General features: G+C 52.8%; 18 protein-coding genes and 2 pseudogenes. 12 read left to right on the top strand and 8 right to left on the bottom strand.

Translation table 11 applies throughout. From position 1 onward, the window contains the following. The first annotated feature begins 1 nt into the window (after position 1). The 3 genes and pseudogenes from AACY49_RS10320 to AACY49_RS10310 all read left to right on the top strand — a co-directional run bounded on the left by AACY49_RS10320 (position 2) and on the right by AACY49_RS10310 (position 1,337). On the top strand, positions 2 to 355 hold the full coding sequence (locus AACY49_RS10320; RefSeq protein WP_339523457.1) for a pirin family protein: 354 nt from the start codon (positions 2 to 4) through the stop codon (positions 353 to 355). A 431-nt stretch (positions 356 to 786) separates the two neighbouring features. Further along, positions 787 to 1,067 (top strand): annotated as a pseudogene (locus AACY49_RS10315) (phage tail protein); the annotation flags it as partial. Positions 1,068 to 1,091: 24 nt separating this feature from the next. Next, a complete protein-coding gene (locus AACY49_RS10310) occupies positions 1,092 to 1,337 on the top strand; it encodes a hypothetical protein (RefSeq protein WP_339523455.1) in 246 nt (81 codons plus the stop codon). A 156-nt stretch (positions 1,338 to 1,493) separates the two neighbouring features. Here AACY49_RS10310 and AACY49_RS10305 read toward each other — a convergent pair whose 3' ends face one another. Further along, entirely contained in the window at positions 1,494 to 1,733 is a 240-nt protein-coding gene (locus tag AACY49_RS10305; protein ID WP_339523453.1) for a hypothetical protein, read from the bottom strand. Positions 1,734 to 1,885: 152 nt separating this feature from the next. On the opposite strand from AACY49_RS10305, the gene AACY49_RS10300 reads away from it, so the two are divergent. Continuing rightward, on the top strand, positions 1,886 to 2,050 hold the full coding sequence (locus tag AACY49_RS10300; RefSeq protein WP_339523451.1) for a hypothetical protein: 165 nt from the start codon (positions 1,886 to 1,888) through the stop codon (positions 2,048 to 2,050). Between the two features lie 624 nt (positions 2,051 to 2,674). Here AACY49_RS10300 and AACY49_RS10295 read toward each other — a convergent pair. Next, positions 2,675 to 2,836: a hypothetical protein gene (locus tag AACY49_RS10295; protein ID WP_258700208.1), complete on the bottom strand. Its 162-nt coding sequence runs from the start codon at positions 2,834 to 2,836 to the stop codon at positions 2,675 to 2,677. Positions 2,837 to 3,237: 401 nt separating this feature from the next. On the opposite strand from AACY49_RS10295, the pseudogene AACY49_RS10290 reads away from it, so the two are divergent. After that, positions 3,238 to 3,516 (top strand): annotated as a pseudogene (locus AACY49_RS10290) (hypothetical protein); the annotation flags it as partial. 449 nt (positions 3,517 to 3,965) lie between these two features. Here the strand turns inward: AACY49_RS10290 and AACY49_RS10285 are convergent. The 4 genes from AACY49_RS10285 to AACY49_RS10270 form a co-directional block, all read right to left on the bottom strand. Then, positions 3,966 to 5,015 carry a tyrosine-type recombinase/integrase gene (locus tag AACY49_RS10285; protein ID WP_339523449.1) on the bottom strand — a complete coding sequence of 350 codons (1,050 nt, stop codon included), beginning with the start codon at positions 5,013 to 5,015 and terminating at the stop codon, positions 3,966 to 3,968. Position 5,016: 1 nt separating this feature from the next. Continuing rightward, positions 5,017 to 5,259: a DUF4224 domain-containing protein gene (locus AACY49_RS10280; protein WP_258700210.1), complete on the bottom strand. Its 243-nt coding sequence runs from the start codon at positions 5,257 to 5,259 to the stop codon at positions 5,017 to 5,019. Between the two features lie 45 nt (positions 5,260 to 5,304). Next, a complete protein-coding gene (locus tag AACY49_RS10275; protein ID WP_339523447.1) occupies positions 5,305 to 5,664 on the bottom strand; it encodes a hypothetical protein in 360 nt (119 codons plus the stop codon). 197 nt (positions 5,665 to 5,861) lie between these two features. Further along, on the bottom strand, positions 5,862 to 6,818 hold the full coding sequence (locus AACY49_RS10270) for a hypothetical protein (RefSeq protein WP_339523445.1): 957 nt from the start codon (positions 6,816 to 6,818) through the stop codon (positions 5,862 to 5,864). A 110-nt stretch (positions 6,819 to 6,928) separates the two neighbouring features. Between AACY49_RS10270 and AACY49_RS10265 the strand changes: the two genes are divergently transcribed. From AACY49_RS10265 to AACY49_RS10250, 4 genes are all read left to right on the top strand, one after another. Continuing rightward, the gene (locus tag AACY49_RS10265; protein ID WP_339523444.1) at positions 6,929 to 7,537 is read left to right on the top strand and encodes a hypothetical protein; all 609 of its coding nucleotides are present in this window, start codon (positions 6,929 to 6,931) and stop codon (positions 7,535 to 7,537) included. Next, complete coding sequence (locus tag AACY49_RS10260; protein ID WP_339523442.1) at positions 7,534 to 7,953, top strand: phage tail terminator-like protein; 420 nt, start codon at positions 7,534 to 7,536, stop codon at positions 7,951 to 7,953. The genes AACY49_RS10265 and AACY49_RS10260 overlap by 4 nt, the downstream gene beginning before the upstream one ends. An 81-nt stretch (positions 7,954 to 8,034) precedes the next feature. Further along, complete coding sequence (locus tag AACY49_RS10255; protein ID WP_258700215.1) at positions 8,035 to 8,697, top strand: DUF2625 domain-containing protein; 663 nt, start codon at positions 8,035 to 8,037, stop codon at positions 8,695 to 8,697. Between the two features lie 102 nt (positions 8,698 to 8,799). Further along, positions 8,800 to 9,414 carry a phage tail protein gene (locus tag AACY49_RS10250; protein ID WP_339523439.1) on the top strand — a complete coding sequence of 205 codons (615 nt, stop codon included), beginning with the start codon at positions 8,800 to 8,802 and terminating at the stop codon, positions 9,412 to 9,414. A 130-nt stretch (positions 9,415 to 9,544) separates the two neighbouring features. Here the strand turns inward: AACY49_RS10250 and AACY49_RS10245 are convergent, their stop codons facing one another. After that, the gene (locus tag AACY49_RS10245; RefSeq protein ID WP_339523437.1) at positions 9,545 to 9,886 is read right to left on the bottom strand and encodes a hypothetical protein; all 342 of its coding nucleotides are present in this window, start codon (positions 9,884 to 9,886) and stop codon (positions 9,545 to 9,547) included. Between the two features lie 979 nt (positions 9,887 to 10,865). Between AACY49_RS10245 and AACY49_RS10240 the strand changes: the two genes are divergently transcribed. From AACY49_RS10240 to AACY49_RS10230, 3 genes are all read left to right on the top strand, one after another. Beyond that, positions 10,866 to 14,384 (top strand): NACHT domain-containing protein, encoded by a 3,519-nt coding sequence (locus AACY49_RS10240; protein ID WP_339523435.1) that lies wholly within the window; start codon positions 10,866 to 10,868, stop codon positions 14,382 to 14,384. Positions 14,385 to 14,762: 378 nt separating this feature from the next. Beyond that, positions 14,763 to 14,978: a hypothetical protein gene (locus AACY49_RS10235; protein WP_258700220.1), complete on the top strand. Its 216-nt coding sequence runs from the start codon at positions 14,763 to 14,765 to the stop codon at positions 14,976 to 14,978. 194 nt (positions 14,979 to 15,172) lie between these two features. Continuing rightward, a complete protein-coding gene (locus AACY49_RS10230; protein ID WP_009043509.1) occupies positions 15,173 to 15,553 on the top strand; it encodes a hypothetical protein in 381 nt (126 codons plus the stop codon). Positions 15,554 to 15,725: 172 nt separating this feature from the next. Here AACY49_RS10230 and AACY49_RS10225 read toward each other — a convergent pair whose 3' ends face one another. Next, positions 15,726 to 16,346, bottom strand: coding sequence for a tyrosine-type recombinase/integrase (locus AACY49_RS10225; protein ID WP_258700221.1), 621 nt, complete (start codon positions 16,344 to 16,346; stop codon positions 15,726 to 15,728). Positions 16,347 to 16,393 lie beyond the last annotated feature (47 nt).

Below are 16,393 nucleotides of genomic sequence, written 5' to 3'. Positions count from 1 at the left end.
CATGAATGCGACCGCCGAAGTTCTGCAACGCTCCATTATTCATCGTACCAAAGGAAAAAACCTTGGCTCTTTAACAAGACTTATGAGCCCGGCTGACTTGGGCGAGATTTTGAAGCCTTTTGTCTTTCTGGCTATTTTCGGTTTAGGTGCAAACTGCGGGAAGGCCGACTCTGGTATGCATCCACACTCAGGGACTGCAACGGTCACTTTCATGATTGATGGCGATATCGCCTACGAAGATACTACTGGCGCTGCCGGTATCTTGCCCGCAGGGGGCCTCGAGTTGATGCGTGCCGCTAACGGCGTTTGGCACGACGCTGTTCCAACCAGCGACACATCAATCCTGGGATTTTAGCTTTGGGTGGCATTACCCGCTTCAGAAGAGAATGGTCCGTCGAAAAGTGTCAATTGAGGCTGAGCAGAAGCTGAAAGCGATCAGCGATTCCAACCTCACCAATTCCGAGAAGCGCAACAAGCTGATTAAGGAGTATCAGCGGTCTGTCGACGATCTACACAAGACAAATCCGGATAGCCCGCTCGTCAAGCCCGATTACGTGGCAAAGACGATTCAAAACATCAAGAACAAGAACAAGGATCCCGCCGTAGCAGCAGGCGGCGTAGATCTAAGCGGTTTCAACTATGCCAAAAACCAACTCACGGCAATTCTGGCGGAATACAGCAACGCTCAGAAAAAGCTGGATGCTGAGCAGAAAGCCGGGCTCATCTCCCAGGCCGAGTATTCGCAAAGGCGTGACGGCCTGATCGGCAACGAACGGGACGAGGTTACTATACGAGGCGAATTACGAGGCCGCCGGCTTCTATCGGGTCGATCAACCGGGGACATGATCGTGATGGAAGCCGGGCGCACGGTTTACCCGAACCTCGCCGGGATTTTTCTTGGTGGCGATCCGGCGCTACCTGGAGAGGACTCAACCACGTTCGGCTCTGGACCTTTTCTGCTGCACCACCTTTATGGACGACCGTCTGAAGTGATCGTTTTCGGCGGCCCATGGTTGGACCGAACACGCCTGGCTCTCAGGCACAGAGATGCACAATCAACCACATGATGCGGGATTCCCGCTGGAATGCTCATGAACAGCAGAAAACAAGGAGAAACCCCGCATGACACAATTGCAGTTACGTGCTGTATTTCATCCACGGAATCTGCGAAGGGTGAAGTCCTGCAAGCAGCTTGGCCAGATCTGGTCGACCGTGATACCGGAAGGTTCCCCGAGAATCTTGTGACGCCAGAACAACGGGAACTCCAGGAAAGTACGGCTGGAACGATGCGCGGACTGGCTGTGCTGCAGATGAAGAATTTGTGTAGTGGTGCTTGACTATCACGACTGCGAAAGTAACACCCCCATGCTTGATAAGGGCCCCTTCAAAGCTACTCATATTGACCTCTAGGTCATAAGCGCGCCGAAAATGGCGCAATCCCAGTCCTTGGGCTTGCAGGCAAAGGACTGGGGAATCCGTTGCGATGTGGTTATTTAGTCATTCCAGTCTTTGATGATGTACAGATCCGGCTTGCCGTCTGTTCTTCCCGGTGCGAAGTCGAAGATAGCGCTGCTGGAACTCGTTGGGTTGTGGAATCGAATGGTTCCAGTCCATGGATTTTTCGAAGTGATTTCAACGCTTCGATGCAAGTGCTTCAAGTCGGGGTAGCGCTCATCAATCGCGACTTTAAGAAGCTGAGAGGTCTCGGGGGGCATCACTAGGTCGATGGTCATATCAATATCCGTTCCGATGGAGTCATAAGGCTACTATCGGCGGGTGGCGGGGAGTTACTGGGCATTCGTACAGATGTCGGCGTTCGCAGCTTGTAAATGGCCGGCGGAAGCCTGCATGATTCTGTCAGTTTTACATGCAACGGAGATTGCACATGACAGAGCGTAAACAGCTGTATGTTCGGAACATCTTCACTGGAAAACCATTCGAGACAGCTCCTGATGGAACCGATATGAAAGGACTGGTATTCGAGACCGAAGAGGAGCTGCGTGAATTTGTAAACGCGCATTGGCCAGAACCACCGGTGGAGATGGTTTGATCCGTAACTCGAAAGGCCTGGTTCGCGCCGGGCTTTTTCGTTCCCATCCTCCCAGTGCTACATTGCCCGCCTTTCCACAGGAATGACCTGCATGAAATTGATCGTGTGGACGAGGGCGGGAAGGGAAGCAGTGCCAGTGATTTCTTGCTATTTGGAAATCTCGTAGACTGCAACGCTTTTTAGTATCAATCAAAGGAATGAGTTCGTGGCAAGCAATCACACTGTTACCTGCCCCCACTGTATGAACGAAGTGCCATGGGGCGCTCAAGTCTGCCGAGGTTGTCAGGCCGAGGTCCGTTACGGTACTCCCCAAGGCGTCGCGGTCTTTTTCCTGATTCTTTGTGTTGTTGCGGGGTGGTGGGGAGCCAAGCTGTTCCATAGCTTCATCACGACTAACTCGACAGTGCTCTGGGTTGTCTTTGGCGCTATTTTCCTGCTGTGCGTGCTTGCATCTCGAAAAATCTGTAAGCGACTATATGACGGAAAAACGGTTTTTCGGCGCTTCTATCGAAAGTAGATCTGCCGCGGCAGCATGAGCCCAGCCCTGCGCTGGGCTTTTTTGTTTCCGCTGATCCAAACAGGCAACAAAAAGCCCTGACTTAGCCGGGCTCGTTAAAAAAAACCTCAGCGCGAATCCACCTCTTTCGCGATCTCGGCGGATGATTTTTCCCTGCGCCTCTGAAGCCAGCTATAGAACGCATGTACCGGATGGAGGACGGCGGTAAGCACGCCAAGCAGCATGATGATGAAAATGATGATCAGCGGGATGCTTTCGTGCGAAAACATGGTGGGTTACTCCTGTAGTCACTATGTCGGAACCCGCAGACTAGACGTATAGAACAATGTTTTCGATGAACTTATGTTCATCCTCGGGTGCGTCAATTGTGCTACGGCGAGATTCGCCAAACTGGTCGATTTCAGATGTCAGCAAGCCATTATCGCGCAGTCTCTGTGGGCAATTCTTCAATACGCGCGTGGTTCGTAAAACTGCAAACCAGTGATGTCTTCCAGCCCATTCCACAGGAGTGACCTGCATGAAATTGATCGTAGGGGCTTTGGCCCTGGCGTTGCTGTCTGGCTGTACTGATAGCAGCCCAATAAAGGTCGGGCCCGATACCTGCACGATTTCGACGCGTGTTCCCTTCGGCGGCCAGCACCATGCGCCTGATCGTGATGAGGTTCAGCTGATGGGATATGGACTTGAGTTCAAGAACAACAGCGGCACGGTCATTATCGATTCTGAGTATGCGAGGCTGATGGTGATCTCTTCCGGTCGGTTCGCCCCGACCGAAGATTCAGGACTTGGGTCAACGACGTACTTTGCGCGTCCGGTGACATCCCAAGAGCCGCCGCTGGTGTTTGTCAGACCGGACACGGTCGGCGGGGTTGCCGGCTTGTGTCGAATGCGCCTGATCGGATCGGCCGGCAACTGGACGGGGTTTTACGTCCGCGCCTATGACGCGAACTTGATGCTCGAATAACCAGCATGGCAACACTCGGTTTTACGCTGAGCGGCCTGGAAGAAGTCCACGGTGTTCTGTACGCGCAGTCTTGGTATTGCAGGGAGGTTTGATTGTGTTTCGGTCGGCAGGACGCCGGAGGTCGGGGCGAAACGGGCTGAGTTATGGAACGCGCCCATAATAGTTATGGAACACATCCCGAGCGGTGAGGTTTTCACCAAACCCCAGAAGCGACAAAGCCCTGACTAATCAGGGCTTTGTCGTATAAAAATGGCGGAGGCGATGGGATTCGAACTCATGGACCTGTTACAGTCGACGGTTTTCAAGACCGCTATTTAAAGTCGCTAAAACCGTGGCCTGTAGTGCTTTTTCGTTTCAATACTTTTGTTTTTCGCCACCTCTGTAGACCGCATTCTACAAGGGGCGAAGTTTGAGTTTTGTAACGGGTTTTTGGGCTATTTTGACGGCTTCGCAATGGCGCCAATGCGTCGGTAAACGCGCTCCGTGATGTCGCCTTTGGTGTGCCCTAGGAGCAGACTCGCGTCGGCGACGTCGATGATTTCTGACGCAGCTTTTGGCCTGATGTCACGGAACTGGAAGCTACCGATTTTCTCGGCCAGCAGAGTGTCGCCGAGCTCATCCGCCTCCTTCTTGGCCTTTTCCCGAGCCTTGTCCCACCGATCGCGAAGCATCTTCGCGGTCATGCGCTTACCACGCGCGCTCACGATCAGATAGCTGCAAATGTGCTGAGCATCGCGCTCGGCCATTTTTGCGATCAGCAGGCCCAGGCTGTTTGCCTTGCCATCGGCCGTCATTTGAATTCGAAGCTTTTTGTGCGTCTTGTTCTGCTGCCCCCCCAAATATTCCCCTTCGATATCATCCTTCCGCATGACCAGGACATCCGCGGGCCGTTGCCCGGTCAGGTAAGCCAGGTCCATTGCGTCTTTCAGCTCTTGAGCTGCCTTCTTGTAAACAGCATCCCAAACCACATCATTCGCGTAATAGTCCCTGGGCGTTTCCTTGTTTTTGCGCACGCCCTGGCAGGGGTTCTCCTTGGTCGTCAGCCCCCATTCCCGGGCGATAATGAAGACGTGGGAGAGGGTGGCGATCTCACGGTTCGCCCGCACCTTCGCTGTCCGTGCATCCCGGTAACCGGCAATCGTGGCCGGGGTGATCGAGTCGATGGGGGCGCTGTCGAACATCGGTCGGAGCTGCTTGATCTCTGACAGGTTGTCCTTCTGAGTGCGCGGTGCTTTTTTGGAGACAATGTCGCGGATGTACCGGTCGAAGATGCCCTTCATTGTGCGCAGGTCGAGCGGCTTTTCCTTGGCTTCAAGTTCTGCCCATTTGATCCTGGCCTTGTCCAAGTCTTTGCCCAGCGGGATCGCCTTACCGGTCAGGTCCAGGTAGTAATAGGCAATCCAGTCCTTTCCGCTTTTCCGTTTCCGAGTCCACTGATACATCCGGGGCGGTAAGTTGCGTGTTTCGGCCTTGCGGGGTCGCATATCAGTTCACTCGAGAGAAGTCGGGCGTCCATGCCGGAGTCGCCGGGGGAGGGTTTGGGTCAGCGATGGTCGGGGAGACCATCCCCAGCTTCATGCGGGCGTACATCCGTCCAACCAGTGGACGCTTGCCGCGGCTTTCGACGAACACCCAATGACGATCAATCAGCCAGCGCCGCTGGTAGGCCCTGGCCTTGTAGCCGGTGAGATCTGCCAGTTCTTCGTCTGAGAGAATTTCAGTTTCCATGTTGATGCTCCATGTCGCGCGTGGCGGCAGAAGGTGGTTATTGGGTTAAGCCACTTTGAGCAGCGTCTTAGCGGCGAGCCGACGGCGACACATGAGTACCTGCAAGCGGTAGGCGTGGAATCGGCGGCCGTCCTGTGAGGTGATTTCCGGTGCCAGGTAGGACAGGTCTTCTTCCAACTGGCCGAAGTAATAGAGATGCTCGCCATCGCTGCCCCATTCGGGCTGAGCAATGGCCCAGGTGCGAGCTGCGAGACAAGGCATGCAGGTCTTGAACGCCCCCATGTCTCCATCCCAGCTTCCGGAGATGAGTTGGTATTTCTGACCGGGCTCGATGTGCCCATGGCACTCGTTGCACTTGTGCACCTTGCGAGCGGTGGGCGTGGATTCCGTTTGAAAATCGAACATAGCGATTCCTCGCCCGCCGTTCACCGGCAGGCCGATAGGTATAAATTGTCAGGTCTAATTCGGGTGGTGTATCGTTTCAGCTGTTCACCCTGCTACATGACTCTTTACCGGCCCATGGATGGCGAGGTCATGTGCAGGGAGAACACTCTTTCGCTATACGCCGCTCACCGGCAGGCTGTGAGTTGTCAATCGGGGGCTTATAACTGGACGAGGTCGGCGGGGACGCTGACTGTTATACCGGTCTGGGCGAATACGACGGCTCGGCACACAGCGACCTCGCGTGTTTCACCGGGCTGGCGATTGCAAGGATCGCGCGTGGCGTCAGCCAGCCATGGGTATCTGTGCCCGCGTTCGACCCAGACCCTGTACTTCTCGATCAGGTGGTCGACGTCGAAGCGACGGGCGAAGGGCAGTTGCAGCTGACCGGCGTCGGGCTGCTGGGCGCCCTCGATGCTGTCTATTGTCCAGGCCAGTGCCGGACCAGCCAGTTCCTCGGTGCGGAGGCTCAGCTTGCGTACAGCGGTGTCGTGGATCTTCTTGAGTTCCTGGGCGGACTGGGCGCCGGCCATGGTGTCGATAACCGACCTGATGAATTCCAGGCGCTCTTGCTGCTGGCGCTCGATCTCTTGCTGCTTGTCTTCTGCCTTGGCGATCGCCACTTCATCGCGAACAGTCTCGACATACGCTGCATCGTCGAACATGCCCATGTGGATGTCTGCTGCAAAGCCCAGGGGCTGCAAGCATTTTCCAATGGCGTCAGTAAGCGACTTTTTCGCTGCTTCCCAGTCGGTAATGATCTTGCCTTGCTGCAGCAACACGAACGGCGTGTGACCGTAGCGCTGAACAGTGCATTTCTGGCCCTCTTTACCCAGATACCAAAGCTCAATCTTCACTGTGTGCAGCTTGGCGTTAATGAGCGGGGCGCCGGGCCATTCCTTGGTGGGGGCCTGGAGCGGTGCACCCTCGTCGAAGCGTTCCTCAAGGACAGTCCAGCCCCAGCCTTCACCGCACGGCCCGAAGATCTCAGTAGCCTTGCGCATCAGGTAGGTTGGCTTGATGGCGGTGCCTTTGAAGCCGCCCATGCCGGTGAAGTTCTTGGTGGCGCTCGGATCGGTGGTATCGACCAGATCCCAGATCCGCATATTCGTGGACATGAGTGTTCCTTTCCGCGATGCACGCAGCGTTGAAATGGTGGGTTACTGAGTGACGCGATCAGCCAGAGCGCTGAGCAGCATCAGGAAGGTGAAGATGGCGATCACCGGGAGTGAGCCGCGCCAAATCAGCAGACGCCTTGCCCGCTGGCGTCGGGTCACGGGATAACCTCAAGACTGAGGAGTCGTTCGCCCAGGGTGATACGTGCGGCGACCTTGTCTCGATCAACACCGGTGACGCTGGCAATCTCGCCAAGGGTGCATCCTTGACGCCGCAGTCTGGCGCAGCGCTTGTCAGCGGTACGGTCATCAATCTGACCGACAGCAACTTCACCAAGGCCGGCAAATTGAAACGCGGCGTGAAGTACGCCAAGCCTCTGACCAAGACTGAGCGCGACCAGAACTTCAACGTAAACGGCCTGGTCGGGGGCAAGGACTACATGGGCGGGCGATTCCGCGGGAACTGGCAGTTCTCTATCGGTACTCCGGCCGATGGCGAACTTGATCAGATCGACCCATCGGGCAACGTGTCGGTTGCGGTGCTCATGACCCAGGTGCAGGCCCTGACCATCGGCCAGACCGCGTACATCGTGAACAACCTGCCTTATGCGGTGCCGCTTGAGTACGGACATTCGAAGCAGGCGCCCGGCGGAATGGTCCGAATCACTCTGGCCCGCTTTCAACGGATCGTCGACGAAGCCATCAGGAACAACCAGGTATGAGCCATAACCTCATTGCCTCGATCTACGAGGCCAAGCTGATCAATTGGGCGAAGGCGTTGCCAGTACCGCTGAAGGTTGTCGTCGAAAACGAGGCTTACACGCCGGTGGACGGCGCCACCTACCTGAAGGCGTTCACGCTGCCGGGCGACACCGCAAGCAACACGCTCGGCGGTGACCACAAGCTGTACACCGGTGTATTTCAGGTCAGCATCGTGACGCCCTCGGGTAAGTATCGCGGTGCGGCCGGTGCACTGGCTGACCAGATCGCCGCGTTGTTCCCGCTGTACGAACGGAACACGAAGGGCGCACTGACCGTCGTGACCATGACGCCAGTTGACCCTGGCCCAGGCATTCCCGACGACACAACTTTTACTGTACCCGTGTCGTTCATGTACCGCGCGGACACGGGTCTATAGCTGATTTGTTATCACCCCGAGCTCCAATCCGCTCCATTGCCTATGCGGCTATAATCGCTTCCTTTTCCCAAGGATCGGTAGATGAAAAGTTTGGAAGATTTGATAGATAGCCGCGACCCCGCGCTGCCTCTCATTGAAAAAATGCTGGTAGAAGCCACCCTAAACTATCAGTTACTACCCCCGTCCACCGAGAACGGCCGAGTTCTTTCTGGCCTTCAGGTTACGACCAGATCGACTTTGGGTGCGATCGCCTACGGGACTGGTGGTCTGCTTATCGACCATGGCTGGTTACGCGTGCTCGGCTCCGGGCATCCTCAGCTGCCACGAAACCTTGTTGATTGGAACGACGGCCGAGCTGATGCTTATCTGCTGGTCGCGGACGATGCTGCTGGAGGGTTCTTTTCCATCAACGGCGGCGGTTTGGGCGATGATGTAGGAGCGATGTACTACTGGGCGCCCGACACGCTGCGCTGGGAGCAGTTGGACATTGGCTATACCGACTTTCTTGGCTGGGCCTTGAGCGATCGGCTCGCAATCTTTTACGACGGCCTGCGCTGGGATGGCTGGCGTAGCGACTTGCAGGCACTGAAAGCCGATCAGTGTTTTTCATTCTTTCCGTTTCTCTGGACTCAGGAAGGCTCAATCGAGGAAAGCCGCCGCACGATGATCGATGTTGGCGAACAGTTCGAGATGAATGTCGAACTAGCTCGCAAACTCGACAATGGATCTGCACAACCAGTCTGAAGCCAAGCCGAAGCGCCTGGATTATCCACTCACCATTTCAATCGATGACCAATGAACCCGCCACTGAGCGGGTTTTTTCATTTCTGAAAAGAGGAAAAACCCATGGCCGGCATTCAAATGCCCAACGGCGCAACTTTCGAAATTGCTTCCGCCTATGGCACTGCAATCCCATTTACTGCGCTGACTAATGCGAACCCGGCGGTGGCCACGGCCGCCGCGCATGGCTTGGCCGAGGGCGACATTATTGCGGTGAACTCGGGCTGGACGCGATTGGACGGCCGAGCTGTTCAGGTCGGTGTAATCGCCAGCGGCACCTTTGCGCTGGGCAGCATCAACACCACCAACGTTCAGCAGTATCCGGCCGGCTCCGGTATTGGTTCTGTGCGCGAAGTCACGTCGTTTACCGAAATCTCGCAGATCACCGAACTGGCGTCCAGTGGTGGTGATCAACAGTTCCTGACCTACGGCTTTCTGGCTGACGATGACGATCGCCAGATGCCGACCACCAAGAACCCGATCACGCTGAACATAACGGTGGCGGACGATCCTTCCAAGCCTTATGTCGATGTCTGCGAGGCTGCTGACGATGACAAGCAGGTGCGAGTGCTTCGTCTCAACCTGCCAGGCGGTAGCAGCATCATCTACAACGGCTACGTGTCGATCACATCGACCCCGACCATGTCGCCCATCGCTCAGCTACGCAACGTAGTGGGGTGAATGCGGATTCGATGATCCGAATGGCGTCTTCTGGCGCTAGAGACGACCTCGTCATGCCTACCCCCTTTAGAATCGTGGTGTAGCTCTGCTCGGGCAGCAGCCTTCAGCGTTCGTGTGCTGAACGTAGCTGTTAGTTACCAGATGTGCACTTGATTGCAATTACGGAGTATCCGCACATGCCCCCACCTTTCGAGGAAACTGGCGTGATCAAGTATTCAGAACACTCTTTCTTTGCCCAATCGGCAACGCTCTGTCCGCACGTCAAGAACACTGTATTTGGAGGGCAACGTTCTTTCTCGGCGCCGATACAGGCATTGTATGAAGCTTCAATTTTCAGGGGGAAACCCGGTTTGTTCTGAAAATACATGAAGGCAGTCCAGGCGCCACCAATGACGACCGCGATTCCCGCTCCCATGAAAGCAAGCATCTCTCTTTTATTTTTGTCGACCAGCCATTTCAAGGATGTGCGCATCGGTAGCACTCGGGGTGGCGATCTCAAGGGCGAGTTGAGTTTTGCTGATCTTGGAAAGCAGGGAATGGGGTAGCCTAAGCGGGCATGGTATTCCTCCGTTGATAGGAAAGAGCGTAGCAGTCAGAGGAGGTGTGATCGTTTAGCAGAAAGCCGGGGGAGCACGGAAAATCAGGAAAGTTTTGTAACGGTTACCAAATAGTTTTGTAACGCCTTCAAAAAACGAGGACGCCGCTCAACCCCCAGAAACGACAAAGCCCTGAATAATCAGGGCTTTGTCGTACATAAGATGGCGGAGGCGATGGGATTCGAACTCATGGACCTGTTACAGTCGACGGTTTTCAAGTCCGAAGATTAATCCTTATATTTCAATACTTTAAGTTTTATTCATTTCCGCTAGGCAGTATTCATTAATGCTCTGGAGGCCTCTGGAATCAAGGGGTGGGAACTTATTTGCGGAAACGAATTTGGCCGGTTATTTGGCGTTCTGGGTGGGCTCATGATCGCCCTAAATTTCATAGCTGCAATCGAGAGACTGCGCTTGATGGAAAGCGACTTTCATCTGAAGTGAGATTTTTGCAGCCAACCTGGTCAGTCGTGACAGGCAGAAAACGGCCATTAGCTTCCGTTCGCGGACGACTTTTCCGACCATCTGCATAAGATAAGCGGAGCTAAGCATATTTTTTTACCGCTGATCTACTCTGTCGAGAATGCAGCACCCACCACTAAAGTAGCTATGGCTGCTAATTGCTTAACGGGCAAGCTGCTGCTAAAACCTCAGATCGCTGAGCACTACTTCTTCTACAATGCCTAACGAGGGCATAAGCGCGTAGCACTAAGGCAGTGGAATACGTAGGTTAGCGAACGTGTCTTACTTTGCTTTCATCTCCCAGAATGGAGTACATAGCCCAAAAGCATGATTTAGATGAAGCACGCGGTCCCCCCCTATCTATAGATACAATTCGATTTACAAGGAGGCAAATTGGCCGAGTCCGGAGGTCCGACAACGCAGTCGGGAATTTATTACCAAAACAGTATCACCGCGCTTTACTTGGGCGCATTACTCGATATTCGGGCGCCAGTCAATGGGCACTCGAGAGTTATTTCGGTACGTGTAGAGGCCCCCGAACATATCGATGATATAGTCGTAAGCTACGCGAATGGGTCGGTGCTTTACATTCAGGCAAAAGAGCAACTAGCTCTTCAAGGTGAGGCTTGGGTAAAATTTTGGAGCTCCGCTAGGAAACAGGCTGAGAAAAGTCGTACAGATTCAAATCAGTTTCGACTAGTCCTCGGAACTTTTGGCTCGGCGCTGGAAAATCTGCGGGAGACGTTAGAGCGAGCACAAGGAAAAGAAAATATTGGAGAGTGGCGTGACGCTCTTAATAAAAAGCATAGCGAAATTGCTGATTTGATATTGAATGCACTTTCTTTACCTGATGATGATGCATTTTTTGTGGTAAAGCGAACCCGTGCAGAATTTGTAACACTGAGCTCAGTTGAAACGTCAGGAATAAGGGACTGGATGCCCCATGCCTCTGATACCCCATCTGCCCTATACAGTCGATTGCGGGATTGCTGTGGTGGGGCCGCCAGAGTTCGTCATACTTTCCGGGCGAATGAGTTATCAGAAACATTGTTTAAAAAATATCATATTCGCGTCTTTGGCACTCAGTCCGATGGACTTGAGCGATATGGCCAAGCTATAGCCACACAGGTGGATCATATTGGCGTACCTGGCACATCTATTTCAATGCATCAAGATGACTTGCTTGTTTGGCCTACCATTGTGTCGCTTGAAAAAACCGAACAGGCAAATTTTGATGATGAGGATCCATGGCGTGCCCACCGATACAATGGTGATGAAGTAGATTTACGTGAATTCCCAACGCCGGAAATGAGATTAGTAATTCTGGAAAGCGGAGCAGGTCACGGTAAGTCAACATTACTCCGTGCAACAGTTCGCCGCTTGGCACATCAAACAACATTTGTCCCGGCTTTCATACATGCCGAGCGGTTGCCTGACCATCCCACAATACAGGATTACTTAAATACCGACTATAACGCTCAGTACCAAGTGGCTATAGATTGGACAGCGCTTTGTGAACAGGGACGCGCAGTCTTATTCATTGATGGCGTCGATGAGCTTAATGACAGCTCCAGAGCTGCACTAATTAACATGGTTGGCCGTGCGGTGGCACGCTTCCCAGAGATGCCAGTATTGGTCGGAGCTCGCGATGCTTCTGTAACATCTTTCCCACCTCTATTCAAATTGTTTCGGTTGCAGCGGCTTGATCACGACCAAATGATTCAGATGTTGCGAGCCTACCTTCGCACTCGAGGAGAAATCGACATACAAAGAAGCGTGAGTCATGTTCGCGCCTATGAGGAGTTAGAGCTGCTCTGCCGAACTCCGCTGTTTCTCGCAATTTATGCCGCCACACTGCCGAAAAGTGGAGTGATCCCCACCAGTAGATCAGACGTATTGGAACTTTACATCCTACATGCACTTTCGCCAGAAAGGCATAAAGGGGTAGTTAAGTCTACAATTGGAAAGTCACAATTACGACGTGGAGCCGAAGCGATTGCGCTTTTATCTCTTGAACGAAATGAAGCAGCAGTTCCTGAATCAATGGCACGTTTATGCCTCAGTAAAGCGCTCGGCGACCCCATTGGTGACGACTGCATTGATGCACTCGTCCAAAATGGGCTCCTTGAGCGTAGGGGGCCACGACTTGCTTTTAGCATTCCTACGATTCAAGAATACTTGGCCGGCTGTGTACTGGCTTTTGCCGGTAGACTCGATGCAGACGATTGGCTTGAGAATGTTTATCGCCGCCCATGGGCTCAAGCGATTCAATTTGCCGTAGAGAAAATTGACAACGCGGATATCTTGCTGCGTCGTCAGATCGATCGAGATGATGATATTTTCTATACTTCATTGAGGCTGGCTGCGCGTTGTATTGTCAATGGCGCCTCTGTTAGCTCAGATCTTCGGGAAATGGTTGCTTCAAAGTTAGCGTACGCCTTAACTAGAGGTGGACATCAAATCAGAATACAAATTGGTAATTTGATCGCTGACGGTTTCTGCAAGCCACTGCACCCTGACATTCGGAGTGCACTTTTAAACAGCGATCGTGATGTTTATGAGCGAGCAACCATCCTAGTTCGAGTTGCCAGTAGCGAGCTCATGCTCGACTGCCTAAAAGTCGTGCTTGGGTACGAAGACATTAGAGAACTATGGGATTTGGATTGGCATCGTGCAATAACGCTCGCAACAAACGAGGCCCTTGAGCTTCTTTTGGAGAGAGCTCGAAAGGAAGGCTCAAGTACTTTATCCTCCGCCGTAATTGCTGAAGTTATTTTTCAATTGCGTGAAGATGATTCGATCAACTGGAAAGTTGTTGTTGTTGACACTAGCCTCCCATTAGTTATTAGAGCTGTAGCAACATTTTTTGTAGAAGAATATTCAGATGGCTCCCAGAGCGCGCTAATAGAAGCCGCATTCCAAGAAGCGGAATATGGTGGACTCTGGCAAAGCTTTAGTGTGACGTACATGTCGACAAGTTGGTGGAAGGCTCATTTTCGCGGAATGTGTCGAACGAAGCAGACCGGGGGTAAAGTTTATCCTCTTTCTTACTTGAGTCGTAATGGAGGAGAAGACGTTTCTCAGGAGGTTATCGACTTGCTATCTGAAGTTGCGAACGCCCCCCTGACTGATCCCATGCACCGATATGATATTCAAATAACTCTTGGCGCACTCGGCTCTCCGGAATTCGCTCAAGCTGCCACTGACCAACTGGAAACAGCGAGCATTCAACAAATTCACTCTTGGATTCATGCAATCCCATATTTTACTGATGCAATAGTGAAAGGCGGTTTGGAAGCTGTCTTTTCCCGGACATTGCAAAGCTCTGAAATGGTTGGCATTATCGAACAACTACATAATTCGATGATGTATATTCCAGACGGCAAAATTAAAAACATTAACCTGGGCGGACCATTTAAAAACCGTAAAACACCACGAGAGATTGACGCGACAGTTTTGTCGAAAGCTGAAAGTCTTATAGAAACAGTTGACAGTCAAAGCTTGGAAAGAAGAAAGCTGCTCTTGATTTGTGCGAAATCCGGTATGGACTGGGCAAACAAGCAGCTTGTCACATCCATTAATGAATACCTGAAGCTTCATGACCAAATTAAAATTGAAGACTGGAATAGCTGGTTTGCTCAAAGCATTATGGCGGATCAGATAGATATTGAATTAAACACGCTTTGGTTAATTCTAAACAAAGGTAAAAGTTTGCCGATGCACGGCATTGTAGAGAGGATTATTGTCAAAGAAGGGCCTGCCGCGTATAGCGCCCTAACCGATTTTGTTAACAGAAACCCAAATTCTTCAGCATGGCACGCGATATATTTCTATTTCGAAAGAAATGCTTCAAGAGAGGGGCTCCATGTTCGCCGACAGAATGGAATTCTTGAAGTAACAAAAGTATCGTAATTAAGCAGTGACAATGTTTGCTAACGTAAGCATTGTCACCAATTTGCGCAAGAATAATAGGGCATAAAAATCGGCTTTTAGGCAGAGCTAAGAGTCCACTTGGTAATTTTTCTCAAGCGTATAGTCCGACCTACAGTAGATCGCTGCAGTTAGCGACATACTGGCTCCGGCCGAAATTAGCCTTTTTTAACCGATATTTTTGGCGAGTTGTTTTTTATTATCTACCGTCCGCTTTTGGCCGTTAACTGCCTTTAGTGAAGTACAGCTTTGGGTCGAAAGTAGCCGGTGACAGCTTCATCAATTGACCATACTCCAATCAACCTATTGCAGGTTCCAATTGGGGGCACTGTCGCTGCTTTCTCGAAAGGAATCGACACCATGCCAAGCGATTATTCACTGTCGGATGTACTGGAAAGGCTGTTCGAAAATCAGCAGGCCTTAGAGGCGGCCATTATGGAGTTGACCCTGCTGATTGAGGAGCAAGGGGCACAGGAAATGGGCGGAAATGTCCGTGGTGCACTGTGGACCATGGGTGAAAACGCCGGTCATATCAAACAAGGCCTGACTCGATTGAAGAAATTGGACATCGGCTAGGTGCAACACCTTTGCCAAGGCTGCCTGAATCCGACTCCAAAGTGCCTATGGGCGCATCGTTCGAGGGTTCTGACGACGATCAGACGCTTGATGCCAAAAAGGCGGAGAGTTGATTCTGGCAAGCGATGAGCAGACATTTTTTTGCGATTTACTCTGATACGCTGCTGAAGCACTCGTTTACAGGAGTTGTTCGCATGATTGGCAAGTTAATTTCGACGGGTTTCAGTTTGGCCACCTTGCCCGCACGCCTGACTTTTCGCAGCGTCCGCGCCTTGGCCATGACGCCTGCCGAAGCCAGCCGCCTGCTGGCGGACATGCGTCAGGCATCGGATCAGGCGGTGCAGGAACTCCAGGGGCTGTTGGCCAACGTCGATGCGGACATGACCCACAAAACGGCGCACCTCAGTGCTGCCGACAAGCGCCTGGCAGCCGAACTGGCCCTGCACGCCGCCGAACAACACCTGAACATGGCCGCGATCAACATTCTGCGGGCCGTCTGGCTGACGCTTCACTCGACGCCGAACTTGCCGCCAAGCGAGCTTGATAAGCGGCTTGAACAGACACGTAACGACTAACAGACCGTTCGGCGGATCGGTCGATCCGAGCGAGAAATGGGAGCTCAGCATCCTTGAATCGGCGCTTCATGTGCAGGTGGGGTTTATGGAGCGCTTACAATTCGGTTAGTCAGTCCGGTTCACCTCACTGGCAGCTATTGGCGACAGTTTAGTTGCGACCATCGCAGAGGAATTACACCTCCGTCTGTTCAGCCATTTCTAGGGCATCATCGACCTCGATACCCAGGTATCTGACAGTGCTTTCAAGCTTCGTATGACCAAGCAGGAGTTGCACAGCTCTCAGGTTCTTCGTCCTGCGATAGATCAGCGATGACTTGGTTCGCCGGAGCGTGTGAGTACCGTACATGGTTGGGTCAAGACCAATGGTTGTCACCCACGCTTTGACTATTCGAGCGTATTGCCTGGTGGATAGATGGGCTGAGCCGTGCAACCGGGTCGGAAACAAGAAGTCCTCGCTGCGGAGGCGGGCCTGATGCATCCAAGCCTCCTGAACTGTTCGGGTTTGCTCTGTGATTTCAAGTTGCACTGGGTGCTGGGTTTTCTGCTGCATCACGATGGCCCGTGACGACACATGTTCCCCATGGGCTATGTCTCGGACTCGCAGCTTGGTGAAGTCACAGGCACGCAGCTTGCTGTCGATGGCCAAGTTGAAGAGAGCCAGATCCCGTGTTTTCTCCGCGAGCTGGAGTCTTACCCGAATGGCCCAGATATCTCTGACTCGGAGCGGGGCTTTCTGTCCGACTAGCTTTCCCTTGTTCCAAGGCTGATGACTATATGTAGCAATGATCTTCATGGTTTGTCCTCCACGTTGAGGGAGGACAAGGGTGGATCAGTCACGGT

Origin of the sequence: Pseudomonas sp. EL_65y_Pfl2_R96 (genome assembly GCF_963970905.1) — a bacterium.
In the GTDB taxonomy this organism is placed as follows: domain Bacteria; phylum Pseudomonadota; class Gammaproteobacteria; order Pseudomonadales; family Pseudomonadaceae; genus Aquipseudomonas.
The sequence above is the reverse complement of the archived record's forward strand: the minus strand, read 5'-3'. Positions and strand labels throughout refer to the sequence as shown.